Annotated in this window: 14 protein-coding genes; 2 read left to right on the top strand and 12 right to left on the bottom strand. The window is 37.9% G+C overall.

The window, feature by feature from the left end:
* Window positions 1-100 precede the first annotated feature (100 nt).
* From J0L69_05120 to J0L69_05080, 9 genes are all read right to left on the bottom strand, one after another.
* On the bottom strand, window positions 101-1,471 hold the full coding sequence (locus J0L69_05120; protein ID MBN8692554.1) for a VWA domain-containing protein: 1,371 nt from the start codon (window positions 1,469-1,471) through the stop codon (window positions 101-103).
* A gap of 78 nt (window positions 1,472-1,549) precedes the next feature.
* A complete protein-coding gene (locus tag J0L69_05115) occupies window positions 1,550-3,562 on the bottom strand; it encodes a gliding motility-associated C-terminal domain-containing protein (GenBank protein ID MBN8692553.1) in 2,013 nt (670 codons plus the stop codon).
* Window positions 3,563-3,719: 157 nt separating this feature from the next.
* A complete protein-coding gene (locus tag J0L69_05110; protein ID MBN8692552.1) occupies window positions 3,720-4,748 on the bottom strand; it encodes a T9SS type A sorting domain-containing protein in 1,029 nt (342 codons plus the stop codon).
* A 44-nt stretch (window positions 4,749-4,792) separates the two neighbouring features.
* The gene (locus J0L69_05105; protein MBN8692551.1) at window positions 4,793-5,851 is read right to left on the bottom strand and encodes a T9SS type A sorting domain-containing protein; all 1,059 of its coding nucleotides are present in this window, start codon (window positions 5,849-5,851) and stop codon (window positions 4,793-4,795) included.
* Window positions 5,852-5,932: 81 nt separating this feature from the next.
* Window positions 5,933-6,631 carry a hypothetical protein gene (locus J0L69_05100; GenBank protein ID MBN8692550.1) on the bottom strand — a complete coding sequence of 233 codons (699 nt, stop codon included), beginning with the start codon at window positions 6,629-6,631 and terminating at the stop codon, window positions 5,933-5,935.
* Window positions 6,615-7,199 carry a sigma-70 family RNA polymerase sigma factor gene (locus tag J0L69_05095; protein MBN8692549.1) on the bottom strand — a complete coding sequence of 195 codons (585 nt, stop codon included), beginning with the start codon at window positions 7,197-7,199 and terminating at the stop codon, window positions 6,615-6,617. Before J0L69_05095 ends, J0L69_05100 begins: the two co-directional genes overlap by 17 nt.
* A gap of 79 nt (window positions 7,200-7,278) precedes the next feature.
* Window positions 7,279-7,743: an LEA type 2 family protein gene (locus J0L69_05090; GenBank protein MBN8692548.1), complete on the bottom strand. Its 465-nt coding sequence runs from the start codon at window positions 7,741-7,743 to the stop codon at window positions 7,279-7,281.
* A complete protein-coding gene (locus tag J0L69_05085; protein ID MBN8692547.1) occupies window positions 7,733-7,990 on the bottom strand; it encodes a hypothetical protein in 258 nt (85 codons plus the stop codon). Before J0L69_05085 ends, J0L69_05090 begins: the two co-directional genes overlap by 11 nt.
* Window positions 7,990-9,384 carry a dipeptidase gene (locus J0L69_05080; GenBank protein ID MBN8692546.1) on the bottom strand — a complete coding sequence of 465 codons (1,395 nt, stop codon included), beginning with the start codon at window positions 9,382-9,384 and terminating at the stop codon, window positions 7,990-7,992. Before J0L69_05080 ends, J0L69_05085 begins: the two co-directional genes overlap by 1 nt.
* A gap of 177 nt (window positions 9,385-9,561) precedes the next feature.
* Between J0L69_05080 and J0L69_05075 the strand changes: the two genes are divergently transcribed.
* Complete coding sequence (locus tag J0L69_05075; protein ID MBN8692545.1) at window positions 9,562-10,161, top strand: T9SS type A sorting domain-containing protein; 600 nt, start codon at window positions 9,562-9,564, stop codon at window positions 10,159-10,161.
* Here the strand turns inward: J0L69_05075 and J0L69_05070 are convergent.
* Both J0L69_05070 and J0L69_05065 read right to left on the bottom strand, forming a co-directional pair.
* Entirely contained in the window at window positions 10,158-11,228 is a 1,071-nt protein-coding gene (locus tag J0L69_05070) for a PA0069 family radical SAM protein (protein ID MBN8692544.1), read from the bottom strand. The genes J0L69_05075 and J0L69_05070 overlap by 4 nt on opposite strands.
* A 116-nt stretch (window positions 11,229-11,344) precedes the next feature.
* A complete protein-coding gene (locus tag J0L69_05065) occupies window positions 11,345-12,343 on the bottom strand; it encodes a hypothetical protein (protein MBN8692543.1) in 999 nt (332 codons plus the stop codon).
* Window positions 12,344-12,391: 48 nt separating this feature from the next.
* Here J0L69_05065 and J0L69_05060 point away from each other — a divergent pair, with 48 nt between their 5' ends.
* Window positions 12,392-12,844 carry a D-tyrosyl-tRNA(Tyr) deacylase gene (locus tag J0L69_05060; GenBank protein MBN8692542.1) on the top strand — a complete coding sequence of 151 codons (453 nt, stop codon included), beginning with the start codon at window positions 12,392-12,394 and terminating at the stop codon, window positions 12,842-12,844.
* On the opposite strand, the gene J0L69_05055 is transcribed toward J0L69_05060, so the two are convergent.
* Window positions 12,845-13,711, bottom strand: a complete 867-nt coding sequence (locus J0L69_05055; protein ID MBN8692541.1) for a sigma-70 family RNA polymerase sigma factor — start codon at window positions 13,709-13,711, stop codon at window positions 12,845-12,847. It lies immediately after the preceding gene.
* Window positions 13,712-13,842 lie beyond the last annotated feature (131 nt).

Here is a 13,842-nt window from a genome sequence, read left to right as displayed (position 1 = left end):
TAATAAATTGTAATACAGTAATTTACAAGGGTTTTGAGAGGCTTTTTTGATGCTTTTTTCGGCCTTGATAATCAGTAAGTTTTGGCCTTAAAATGAAGGCTTATTTATACAAATCAACCTTGGTTTCCTGATCGGAACGGATGTTGAATTTTTTTTCGATGGTATAGATGCTGCCTCTTAAACTTTTCGAACGCCATTCGATACGATAGTTGCCGGGCTGCAAATAAAAAGATTGCTGGGTGGCCGTTGTTAAATTACACACCCACTCTACTTTGTTGTTTTTTTCTTGCATGATACAACCATCACCGCTCTCTAATGATTTTACAGAGAGTAATCCGGCACTGGCAATATCTACACTTTTAGTTTTGGATTGTTCAATTTGATTGGAGGAAATGTACGTGCGCGGGAGCGTTAAGATTTCCAAATCATAATTTCCTACAATGTATTTTTCGGTTGTGTTGAGTTGTTGTACATGAATGGTTTGCATATCGCCTCCCTTCCGTACAACACATTTAATTTTTTCGTTGTAGTTATATACGCCCACCGCGCGGTTGACTTGCAAAAACCCTTGCGGCGCATCGATCGGAATAAGGGTATGTTTGCCAACCGTTAGTTTAATTTCTTTACTTTCGGTAGGCGGAATGGTATGGGCTACTACTTTATACGTTGGATAATCATCAATGTATAAAGTATCCGGGTTCCCGATGTAATTAAGTGTATGAATGTAATTATAAACGTACTGCTTTTTATTGACGTCGTAGAAAGTCATGTTGACATTTGTCTCGCTCGGCTTTGAAGTGATATCCAGTAAATTTACCTGCGCACTTGTTTTATTAAGCTTTTGCTTGATGATGATATCACTGATACTGGAAAAGGTATTGGCGTTATCATAATCATAATAACTTCCCACACATTCAAATGTTTTTATTTGTTCCGGGGTTAATCCTATGCCGATAATAAACGGCTTAAAAACGATTCCTTTTTCCATTAACTTCTGTCGTGCTTTGCATGGATCTCCGCCACATTCTTCGATACCATCCGTAATTATGATAATCATATTCACGGCTTTGTTATCCGAAAAATCATTGGCAGCTTGCGTTAAAGAATGTTCAATGGGCGTAATACCGGTAGGCTTTGCTTCACTCACTTTTTGCTTTATGAGTGCCAAATTATTTTTTCCAAATGGAACTATCAATTTCGAATCGTTGCAATTGCCGGGAGGATATTTTACGGTATGTCCGTACATACGCAAAGCGAATTGCATGTTTTTTTGTTTCGAGAGACTATCAACGAATTTGTAAAATAATTTTTTGGCGCCTTCCATACGTGTAAGCGGACCATGTGTATTAACCATGCTGCGGCTGGCATCAAACACAAACAAGATGCGGGTTAGTTGCTCGGGCTTTTTCACCTGCGCCACTAAACTAAAGTTCAGCAACAAGAATAGAGGTATAAAACGCAGTAAACGCATCTCAACAAAATTAGCCTTAGAGTAGTAATGAAATTTGACCGAGAAAGATACTTTTAAACCAAACTAATGTTTAAAAGATTAGCGAATCATAACGATGGTGCCCTTTTTTTCAATGAATTCGCCACGGGCATTTTTGTATTGAAGAATATAAACATAAGTATTGTCTTCCATACCGGAACCATCCCACCCTTCGTTTTCGTCGGTAGTTTCAAATACTTTTGTTCCCCAACGATTTAAAACAGTAACCTTATAATCGGTTTTTTCTACAAATTGTGTTACAGGTTTCCAGATACGGTTATCGCCCTTTGGTGCAAAAGCACCAGGCACAAATACGCCACCTTCCACATAAGCTTCCGCGATATTGGAAGCACTTGAGCCGGTTAATCCGTATACATTACCAAAATTTTCAACTGCAGTAACGATGTAACCTACCTTGCCGCTGTTTTGAACGATGTCTTCTACATTATCGGTGTATGTATTGATGCCAACAGGAATAAAAGTAACCGGTGAAGATTGTAGCTGTTCATCCACCACTCTGTAAATGTTATAACCGGCTACTCCACCCGACCAATTTGTATAGTGATCCCAACTCAAGTTATTATTAAAAATCTTTTCGCCATCGTTCTTTACTTTTAGTAAAATTGTTTTTCCGATGTTACTAACGTAGCGCACATTGCCGCAACTATCCAACAACTCCACTTTATAATAATAAGGCTTTTCACTTGCCTTGATATCCATGTCTTTATAAGTGACAAATAAATTTCCGGTATATGGAGCAAAACCTATCAGATTAAAATTCACCGCGTCTTCAGAGCGAAGAATGTTATATCCCCTGCAGGATTTGGTTGTATCGCAATAGATACTCAATAAAGCGGCTTGATCTAAATCAACACTCGCATAATGTAAATAGGCGAAAGCTGATGACGGTGGTGCCGTAGCTACCAAACATGTTCGGTTAGATGTAGAGGTAATTACGCCGGGAACATTCACCACACGCACAATGTAACAATACGTTTTCCCCGGCTCTAATCCGGAATGCTTAAATGTAGTGGAGGTGGTATTACCGATTAGATTGTAAACACCGCCATTTACAGAGCAATAAATTTTATATTGCAAAACTCCCAATGGTAAATTGGTATATGCAATCCATGTTAGATTGGCTGACCTACCGCAAACATCATAAGTGTTTTTTAAATTGATACTGTTGTGACTGGTGCCAAGCGGACTAATGTTTCCACAACTATCGATGGCTGCAATGCAATGTGTAACGCTGTTACTGCTCGCGCTTAAAGTGCTTGTGTAACTTGTATTATTTTTTCCTAATACGGTATCGATGTTCGACCAGGATGAACCATTGAAATAATAAATCACGTACCCAATACAATCGTTGGAGGAAGATGCATTCCATCCCATAGTTGTATTTCCGGATGCGTTTACACTTACTGAATCCAAAACTCCATTTTGAGGAGGAATTAAATCTTTAAAGTTTTGTCCGGATACATTAGACGTAGAAATACATCCGCTGGCATCGGCCAACTGAATCTGATAATTATAAAACACATTACATACAGTGATTGTATCGCGATAATTTAAAGCGCCTGTGTTTTTTATATTCACCCAGGATGGCGTTGGATTCTCGCGATAAATATTAAACACATTGGCTGAAGTTAAAAGTTTTGGTGTGTGGATATTGTTATACATTAACGAAGCCGTTCCGTCATTGGGATTGGTAAGATTTAAATATATAGAGCGAAGCGTATCTGAAGCAATAGACGTATTTGTACCCGCAGCGCCCCAACGCGTTTTAATGTAATAATATTTGCTTTGGGTATTTCCTCCTGCACCTACATCAGTAAATGAAGTAATGGTACGCGTGTTTACCGTTCCAATGTTGATGTATGGTCCGGTTAAAACATTTGCCTTAAAAATTTCGTAACTAAAAAATTGTGATGACGGATCGTTAGGGCTAATCCACGTAAGTGTTAAATCACCGCTTGCGTTACAAGCAATGCAACGTAATGATGGCGGTGCCACCTGCGCTTTGATTAAAACAAAGGCAAAAAAGAATATGAGCAGAAATCTGTTTTTCAATTAACTGAAATACATCTGTTTAACGTACAAATTTAGCGTTTATTTTGCGGGTGTGTAAATAAAATTAGTCAGGTGGCCAGGTAATTACTACAAGTGGTGTTTTATTGAGCAAAAAAGGCGGACCAAAGCCCGCCTTTAACAATTTATTCGATTAAAATTATTGAACGTTAATCTTTTGTACAGCTGATTTTTCGCCAACGATTAAACGAACGAAATACATACCGCTGCTTAATCCGTTTAAGCTGATAGATTGCTTATTGAAACCGTTAGAAGAATTTACTTTTTCTGATTTCACTAATTGACCGTTTGTATTAATTACTTCATAAGAAACTTCTTCGTTAGAAGGATTGTTGTAAGAAACATTTACAACATCAGAAGCAGGATTAGGGAATACTTCAAAACCTAAAGCAATTTGATCTTGCTGTTCTTTCACCCCTAATACTAAATAATTAGAGTTAATAGTTGCGAATGTTTGTATAGAATTTCCTAATGGAGATGCTAAAGTTGAAGATGCAATTGAGAACATTGGTGCCTTAGAACCTGCCGGAGAATAGTAATCAGTTGTTACCATGTTTAAAGTACCAGCAACGATAATAGTAAAGTTGATTGACTGAACGGTTACAACTTTAATGACACTTGGGAAAGTCATTGAAGGTAAATTCAATGTACCGGTTCCTGTAGCCGTAACAGTTGCATTACCGGTAAAAGTACCGTTATTGCTGAACGCAGAAATAGAACCTGCAATAGAAGAAGTTGTAGCATTTGTAATCGCCATTGGATAACGAGCAGCAGCCAAAGGTGAAGAATAGTTTAAAACAACGGCATTAGTTCCAACCATTACATCGCCACCGTAATATTTGTAATCGGTAGAGTTTGATGAATAAAAACTATTTTGGTTAGCACCGGCGCTTACAGCAACACTTGCTGAAGGATATGCTGCTGCACTTCCTGTAGAAGCAACAGTTACCGCATTATAGTTTTTTAAAGTTGAGTTATGGATTGCCATAGTAGAAAAATTCCAGGTTTGTCCAGGACCGTTTCCACCCGGAGTAACACCGGTTGAATCACATTGCTTAGTTGCATAAGAATCACCAACCACCATCGCGTGATTAGCTTGAGTTAAAGTTTGTGCATAAGCACCTGCGCTTAATAAAGCTGCTGAAATAAATAAGTAGATTTTTTTCATTGTTTGGTTTTTAAATACAATAATGCAATTACATTATTGATGGGTTAATTATTAATGGTTAATTTTTTTACAGATGATTTGGTTCCAACCGTGGTTTTCACGAAATAAATTCCGGAATGTAAACCTTCAGTTTCGATGTAGTACTCCGATTTACCTTTCTGCGAATTTAATTTTTCGCTTTTTATGGTTTGTCCGAGCGCGTTTATGATTTCATACGAAGCAGGTAAATTGTTTTCGTTGATGAAACTGATTTTAAAATCAGATTGCGCCGGATTTGGGAAGACTTTGAAAGCCGAAACCTCCTTTGATACTTCCTCCACACCAATTGCTAAATAATCAGCATTCACATAAGCGAAAAACTGAATAGAGGGCGGACCGAATGAAGAAGTGATGGTTGATGCAGCAACAGAAAAAAGCGGATGCTTTGAATTAACTAAAGAATAATAATCGTAGTTTTCAAAAGTGACAGTACCATTAACGCCGGCAGTGTATTGGAAATAGGTGCGAGTTTTTAAACGAACTACATTCCCAAAACTGCGACCAGGTAAATTTAATACTCCCACACCGTCGTAGGTTACAACAGCACTACCGTTAGAGATTGACCCCATAACAAAAGATGCAATCGTTCCTGTAAAGGCAGACGTTGTAGCAGAACCACCGTAAACCATTGGATATGCAGCGTGGGTAACGCCTGTCGATAAGAGAAAGTCGGCCGCAACGGTTGCAATAGTTATTTTACCACCCCAAAACTCCAATCCGGAAGAAGAAGTAGTGTAAAATGATTTATCATTCGCATTCACTTTTGCAATGGAAGAGGCCGGATAGGTTAAAGCCGTTGAAGTATTGGCCGCTGTTCCCGGCGAATAAGTATTTACAGCATTATACCAGCCTGAAGTTACCGTACGCGTAATTGGCGTTGTGAAAGTCCAAACAGCTGTACTTCCTGTAATAGACGCTAAAGCTGCCGCACCGGTTGAATCCACTTGAGTGCTAGTATAAGAATCACCAATAACAGGCGCGTGATTGGCAGAGGTTATCAGCGGATTTTGCGCCGAACCAATTACAACTAATAATGTAAATAAAGAAAAGTAAAGTTTTTTCATTCGTAAACAGTTTAATGATTGTACCAAATATAGTAATATTTAGCATTTATCCTTTACGGTTTACAATAAAATAAGGTTGGGTTAATCCAGCTTAATTTCCAGTTCCGGTTCAGCCTCAGCGGTTTCGGTTTCCACTTGCATTAAATCGGGCGCCTTAATGGTTTCAATTTGCTCGGCCGGCACCTTTTCTTTTTTCTTACGGCGAATACGTGGTACAGTAGTTTGAGCTGTTAAACTGTCGGAAGCAGGTTTGATAATCGGATTGTTAGTGGATGGCATTACTCGGGCCGCGTTAGCATCTGAAACCGCTAAACTAGCAGGAGGAACTGAAGTGACAATCGGTGTGTTCAAGTTTGCAGGTGTCGAAACAATACTGTCTTTTTTTACCGCTATGGTCTTAGGTTCCGGCTTAGAGACAACCTCTTGTTTTGTTTCCTTTTTTTCAGGAGCAATCGTTGCTTTGAAGTTGTTCGGATTCGGATCCAATTTTTTTTCAACCTGCTCTTGATCCGGCTTGAAATCAATGAAACTTAAAAGAATTGCCGAAACACCCACCAATGCCAGAATAAAAAAGATAGGTAAAATAATGTTACGGTTAATGTTTAAATTAATTTCCGGGAGTTTAATGAAGGAAAGAGTGGAGTTTTTATTACACACTTCTTTGCAATAGTTTTCTTCAAAATCGCGCCATGCAGCTTCGGAAAACTCGGCATGCTTTGCATTCAGCAAAGATGAACGAATATTCTTTTCGTCTAATTCGTAATTAAACAGACTGCTCATTTTTTTGCGACTTAAAATTCTTATCTATATTTTTTTGAAGGTTATAACGCGCCTTCTCCAAATTCGCTTTTACCGTTTGTTCGCTGGCTTCTAAAATATCGGCCGCCTTTCTCAAATCATACTCTTCCACCACATGTAAATTATAAATTAAACGTTGTGATGGAACCAATTGATGCAACGACTCTATCAATACATCATACTCTACATTTTTAAAATCGGTGAGAACAGTATCCACAAACAAATCATAATTTTTAGCAGGCGTATCCGTTACACGAACCGTACTGGCCACATAATACTCGCTGCGGATGTTTCTTATAAACTCTACACAAAATTTAATAAACTCATTACGCGCCCAATCGCTTAAAATCAAATTGGTATTCGACTTAAAATTACTAATGTTAGAGAGCAAATGAGCCATTCCGTTTTGCAACAATTCATTGCTTTGTGCTTTATTCTTTGCGTAACGGATAGAAATCCCTGATAAAACCGGATAATAGGTTTCATAGAACTGCTTCTTGGCAGAGATATCATTTTTAGAGATAGCAGTTATAAGTTCAGAATCAGTCACAATACAAGGGATTTTGTTCCTTGTACGTTAGCTTATTAACAAAGGTTACGGATTTGTTAGAATAATTTTAGATTTTAGATTATCTACTCATCTTGTAATCAGAGGTCTTATAATCTATTGGGAACTTCTTTTTTACCCACATTTTCCCGGCTTTTAGGTCGCCTTTAACTTGCATAGTGCCTAATTTTGAACCACTTAGCATTTTTGTAATATCCATAAAGTTAAACTCCTTAAAAGAGGAATTGAGTTCAAATGTGTAGGCCTTTTCGCAATTGGCATCTATATGCACTCGCTTCTTCAATTTTGCTTTCCCTAAATTCATTCCGCTGAAAATAATATCAAACTCAGATGGATAAATGGAGAAACCCATGTTGTTTGGGTTCTTAATGTTAAGCTCAATCAATGCCTCAATGCCTTCCAAACCAATTTTCTTTAATTTAAAATCCTTAACGCCCACTACTTCAACTTCTTTAAATTCTTTACAAGAAGAAAACGTAACAGCGATTAATAAAATAAATATTTGAAAAATGCTTTTAAACTTCATTTGGTTTTTTTCGATCATTTATTTTTTTCATCAAGGCAAACAGCGACACGAGCATCCACACCAATTCTAAAATCACAAATGGAACATAGTTTATGAGAATGGATGCAAGTCCTGCCAACAATGCACCCATAACGTTAAAAACCAAATAGAGATACGAATCGGCTTTAATTAATTTTAAGAGATTAAGTCCGAATGCCAATAACAACAAACTAACGCCAATGGTGCCAATCCAATCCGGAACTGTCATTACTTAGTTAACTCGCTAAAGTGTTTATAGAATAAAGGAATAGTTTCAATACCCTTGTAGTAATTAAACAAACCATAATGTTCGTTTGGAGAATGTAAAGCATCAGTGTCTAAACCAAATCCAAATAAAATACTATCTAAACCTAATTCCTTTTTAAACAATGCTACAATTGGAATACTTCCTCCTCCTCTAGTCGGAACCGGCTTTTTACCGAATGATTCTGTCATTGCCAAACTTGCTGCTTTAAATCCTGGTGAGTCAGGTGTAACTACAACAGGTTCGCCGCCATGATGCGGTGTAACTTTCACCTTCACTGATTTTGGCGCTACACTCTCAAAATATTTTTGGAACAACTTACTAATCACATCCGAATTTTGATTTGGTACTAAGCGCATACTTATTTTCGCAAATGCTTTAGAAGGTAAAACCGTTTTTGCACCCTCACCAATATAACCTCCCCAAATTCCATTCACATCTAAAGTCGGACGGATACCTGTTCTTTCCATGGTAGTATAACCCTTCTCGCCTTGCTCCTGCTCTATATTTAAATCCTTTTTAAATTCATTAATGTCGAATGGTGCTAAATTTAACTCTGCGCGCTCGGCATTCGTTAGTTCAACTACCTCATCATAAAATCCCGGAATCGTGATGTGATTATTTTCATCATGACATGAAGCAATTAACTTGCACAATACATTAACAGGATTTGCAACTGCACCTCCATAAACGCCACTGTGCAAATCACGATTTGGTCCTGTAACTTCTACTTCCATATAAGCTAATCCGCGTAAGCCTGTATCAATACTTGGAATATCCTTAGCAATCATGGATGTATCTGAAATTAAAATTACATCCCCTTTTAAACGCGCTTTATTTTTGATAATCCAATCTCCCAAATTCGCGGAACCTACTTCTTCCTCACCTTCAATCATAAACTTTACATTACAAGGCAATGTTCCGGTTTTCATCATCAGTTCAAATGCCTTTACATGCATGTACATTTGTCCTTTATCATCGCAAGCACCACGCGCGAAAATGGCGCCATCCGGATGAACTTCTGTTTTCTTAATTACCGGTTCGAAGGGTGGAGAATGCCATAAATTAATTGGGTCGGCAGGCTGCACATCGTAATGCCCGTAAACAATAACAGTTGGTTTTTTAGGATCAATTATTTTTTCGCCGTAAACAACAGGATAACCTTTTGTTGGAGAAACTTCCACATTATCAACGCCGGCCTCTATCAAACGTTGTTTAACCACCTCTGCCGTTTTATTTACATCTCCTGCATATTTTGGGTCGGCACTCACCGAAGGAATACGTAACAAATCTAAAAGTTCATTTAAAAATCGCTCTTTGTTAGCGTTGATATAATTCGTAATTGCACTGCGTTCCATAAAAATAATTTGCGCTAATGTAAGGTTTTAGGTGTAATTGTTAAAATGAGCATAGACTAAAGCCTCCGAATTTTCGTTTAATATCGAAAGGCTATTGACACTTATTAACTTTTGTCTCTTAAAATTAATACGGCCAATGCTTGAAATAAGCTGTTGGATAGATTAACTTTATACATTATGAAACGTTGGTTGTCGGCATTACTTCTCTTCTTCGTCTTTATTGGCGCACATGCACAAAGCCGCATCATCTATTTTAAAGCAACAGCCTTGGGCGATTCGGTTCGTTTAAATTTTACCATTTCTTCAGGTACAGCTTGTGCCGGATATAATGTTTTAAAAGGATCTGATTCTTTAAACTTAAATCCTGTTTACGTCTATCCCGGAATTTGCGGAAATAATTCTTCCAACGAAACTTATGCTTATACTGATTTTTCACCCAATAAAACCACGCCTAATTTTTACAGGATATTAATTCCTCCCGGAGATTACTCGAATATGTTGCGTGTTGATGTGGCTGCCTCATTCACCGATATGATTATTTTTCCGCAACCCACCGAAGATATACTCAATATTAAATTTCTGAATAAAAGCTATTTCTATTATGAAATGAAAATTTATGATCGTTTCGGTAGAAAAATGGGAGAGACAAACGGCAATTCATCCGACAGAATAACAGTGAATGTTTCCGGTTTACCAATCGGACTTTATGCCTTTATGATTATTGATATCAACGGCAACGCTTACCGCGGGAAGTTCATTAAAACAAATTCAAACTAGAACAAACTCATTTGAATGTCTCCGGCTTTATAATTAAAAGCGGAAGTGTTGAATTCAAATTTTAATTCTTCTTTCATAAATCTCAGTTTAGACAAACGAAACAATTGTCTCACACTTTCCGCCATATGGCCTTGTCCGCGCATGCGAACACCAAATCTTGAATCCTTCACATCACCATCGTGCGCTTCACAAATCTGATTCCACACTTTATCGGCGCGGTCAGGAAAATTTTTAATAAGCCAGTCTTTAAATACAGGACCAATAGCACCATTTAATCTCACCATGGTGTAACCTGCAAACTTTGCGCCTGATTTTGCAGCGAGCTCCATCACTTCAGGAATACAATGATTATTGATGCCCGGAATAACAGGAGCAATCATCACTCCACAAGGAATGTTGTGTGCACTTAAAGCCGCTAAAGCTTTAAAACGATTTTTATAGGTTGATGTTCTTGGTTCTAATTTTTGTCGGATGGATTCATCGGTTCCAGTAATCGAAATCATTACGGATACAAGATTATGCTTTGCCAGTTCGGAAAGAATATCCAAATCGCGCAACACTAATGCGTTTTTGGTTATGATTCCAACCGGATGTTTAAACTTTAAACAAGTCTGCAAAATGCGACGTGTAATTTCCAATTCCTTTTCGATAGGCTGATAACAATCTGTATTCCCTGAAAGCATAATGGCAGAAGGCTTCCATTTTTTGCTGCTGAATTGTTTTTCCAGAACCTCAACCGCATTTTGTTTCACAATGATTTTCTGCTCAAAATCCAATCCCGCGCTATAGCCCCAATACTCATGCGTGTTGCGCGCGTAACAATACACGCAGCCATGCTCACAACCCTGATATGGATTTAGAGAATATTCACCCGGAATATCCGGACTATCGACTTTATTAATGATGGTTTTAGGATGCGTGTAAATAATTTCAGTTTTATGATTCACTAAAAATTCTTCATCCAGAACCTCTTTATATTCCTGAACGTATTGATGGCGGTTAAACTTATTATGTGTGTTCAGTTGTGAGCCGCGGCCTTTGAAATATGTATCGGTAAGTTCCATCATAAGCAATAATTGATGAAACAAAGTTAGCACGTAACATAGCAATTGATGGCTACAAATTGTAGCAAAACAAAAAAGCCCTTCGAACTGAAAGGGCTTTTAGGAATTTGATTAAAAAATTAATACTTCGGTATCATACCGCGTATACCCATATCCACCGGAAATTCTCCGGCATCAGGTTGGAAATATCCATCCAATACCATTTCCTTCCATTCGAAACTTTTGTTGGTAGATAATGATACTGTAATGATAACGTCGCTGGTTTCTGTTCCTGTTATGGTTAATGGCATTGTTAATCCGCCTACGCTATTAAAAAACTCACCGGTTACCAAACAACTTCCTGCCGGAATCGGAGAGGTGGCGCTGATTGGATTTACAACTGTTGTGCCTGCCGCTTGTCCGTCGGTTGTATAACTAATGCTCGACATTTCAAATCCCCAATAACCTTGCTTGTAATTACCATTAATGCCTAAGCTGGCAGTTGGCGTCATGGTCATGTTTTTAATTTTATACTGCGACATGTTAGTTTGAAATCCTACAAATGACGCGATAGTTCCCCACTGTGTTCCGGGTAAGGATGTTGACTTAAAAGCTATATCATAATTTTGATACGCTAAAGAAACACGTAACCACTGATAACTTCCCGGTGTAATCTGACTGATTGGAACTTTATAAAAAATTTCACCATCACCTACTTGTATCGACTGACAATAAATGATTGACGCACTCGGAGAGTTCGCTGAGGTTAGTCCGCAGTTAGTTTCAGGTGCTCTATATAAAACTTGTCCGCCGCCTACTTGAGTTGTACTGTTAGGAGCAATCTCAATATAGTGTGCCGACATTTTATTAAACACAGGCGAAAAAGCTGCATTACCTGAAGGTATACTTGAAGGATTTCCAAAATTATCTAATCGTGCCTGCGTGGAATCAAATTTAAATTTAAATACCAGGAATGGTCCGCTTTGCGAAGTGGTAAAAACCGTACTTGGTGAAGTACAAGACGGAGGAGGACAATTACTCGTAGGTGGTTCAGGAGTAGGCTCCGGTTCACTCTTGGTATCTTTTTTACAGGAAACAATGGCCAAAGCCAAAAGGGAAAACAAAAGAATTTTTTTCATTTTAAAAGTATAATTGAATAAACGTAAATTTAACCAAATTTTTTGATTATGCGATTAGTCATTCAGAGAGTCAGTAAAGCTTCCGTAACTATAAACGGCGCTATATATTCTTCCATTCAAAACGGCTTAATGGTTTTAGTGGGGATTGAAGATGCCGATGACGACAAAGACATCGAATGGCTGGTTCAGAAAATGGTGAACATGCGCATCTTTTCGGATGCAGAAGGTAAAATGAACTTAAGTGTGAAAGATGTGAGTGGTGATATTTTATTAGTGAGTCAGTTTACTTTACACGCTTCTACGCAAAAAGGAAATAGACCTTCCTTTATCAAAGCGGCGCGTCCTGAAAAAGCGATTCCACTTTACGAAGCCTTCATTAAAAAAACGGAAAATGAATTAGGAAAAAAATGCGCAACCGGTGAATTCGGTGCCGACATGAAAGTAGAATTAATCAATGATGGTCCGGTGACTATAATAATTGATAGTAAGAGTAAAGAATAATTATCCCAAATAAGCCTTTAGTAATTTACTTCTGGAACCGTGCTTTAATCTGCGTACTGCTTTTTCTTTAATCTGACGCACACGTTCACGTGTTAAATCAAATTTTTCGCCAATCTCTTCCAAAGAATGTGCATGGCCACCGCTCAATCCAAAATATAATCTTACTACATCAGCTTCTCTTCCTGTTAAAGTAGATAAAGCACGCTCAATTTCTTTACGTAAACTCTCGCCTATTAATTCCTTATCCGGACTAATCACGCTTGGATTTTCCAACAAATCATACATGGTACCGCCATCTTCGCCGTTACTTAAAGGAGCATCCATGCTTAAATGACGGTTGTTGTTTTTAAGCGTATCCATAATATCTCCCGGTAACATATCTAATGCCTCTGCCACTTCATCATAACTTGGTTCGCGCTCCAAGTCCTGCTCTAACTTTGAATACGTTTTATTGATTTTATTGATGGCACCAATTTTATTCAAAGGTAAACGCACAATACGGCTTTGTTCAGCCAATGCCTGTAAAATACTCTGGCGAATCCACCACACCGCGTAAGAAATAAATTTAAATCCGCGTGTTTCATCAAAACGTTGCGCCGCTTTTATTAAACCTAAATTTCCTTCGTTAATTAAATCAGGCAGACTTAATCCCTGGTTTTGGTATTGCTTAGAAACCGATACTACGAAACGCAGATTGGATTTTACCAATTTATCCAATGCTCTTTGATCACCCGCCTTGATTTTTCGAGCCAAATCCACCTCTTCATCGGCCGTTATTAATTCAACTTTGCCAATATCCTGTAAATACATATCAAGGGATGCAGTTTCACGATTCGTGATTTGCTTGGTAATCTTAAGCTGACGCATTTGGTTTGATTTTTATAGGTTTAACTCTATTTATTACGTTAAAATCGGGCGATGGTTACATAAATAATTAACCGGTTTTTAACAAAATGAGCCAAACCCTACCTTATCTGAGTAAAATAAAACCTTCTGTT

It is taken from the genome of Bacteroidota bacterium (assembly GCA_017303905.1).
Classification (GTDB): domain Bacteria; phylum Bacteroidota; class Bacteroidia; order B-17B0; family Aurantibacillaceae; genus JAHEYG01.
Note: the sequence above shows the minus strand (reverse complement) of the source record. Positions and strands in the feature narration are given on the sequence as shown.

Bases quoted from the DNA above. Each gene is read 5' to 3' on its own strand.
- J0L69_05090 (MBN8692548.1), bottom strand. From the start codon at position 7,743: ATGAAGTTTAAAAGCATTTTTCAAATATTTATTTTATTAATCGCTGTT.
- J0L69_05075 (MBN8692545.1), top strand. From the start codon at position 9,562: ATGAAACGTTGGTTGTCGGCATTACTTCTCTTCTTCGTCTTTATTGGC.
- J0L69_05120 (MBN8692554.1), bottom strand. From the start codon at position 1,471: ATGCGTTTACTGCGTTTTATACCTCTATTCTTGTTGCTGAACTTTAGT.
- J0L69_05105 (MBN8692551.1), bottom strand. From the start codon at position 5,851: ATGAAAAAACTTTACTTTTCTTTATTTACATTATTAGTTGTAATTGGT.
- J0L69_05100 (MBN8692550.1), bottom strand. From the start codon at position 6,631: ATGAGCAGTCTGTTTAATTACGAATTAGACGAAAAGAATATTCGTTCA.
- J0L69_05085 (MBN8692547.1), bottom strand. From the start codon at position 7,990: ATGACAGTTCCGGATTGGATTGGCACCATTGGCGTTAGTTTGTTGTTA.
- J0L69_05080 (MBN8692546.1), bottom strand. From the start codon at position 9,384: ATGGAACGCAGTGCAATTACGAATTATATCAACGCTAACAAAGAGCGA.
- J0L69_05060 (MBN8692542.1), top strand. From the start codon at position 12,392: ATGCGATTAGTCATTCAGAGAGTCAGTAAAGCTTCCGTAACTATAAAC.
- J0L69_05065 (MBN8692543.1), bottom strand. From the start codon at position 12,343: ATGAAAAAAATTCTTTTGTTTTCCCTTTTGGCTTTGGCCATTGTTTCC.
- J0L69_05070 (MBN8692544.1), bottom strand. From the start codon at position 11,228: ATGATGGAACTTACCGATACATATTTCAAAGGCCGCGGCTCACAACTG.
- J0L69_05055 (MBN8692541.1), bottom strand. From the start codon at position 13,711: ATGCGTCAGCTTAAGATTACCAAGCAAATCACGAATCGTGAAACTGCA.
- J0L69_05110 (MBN8692552.1), bottom strand. From the start codon at position 4,748: ATGAAAAAAATCTACTTATTTATTTCAGCAGCTTTATTAAGCGCAGGT.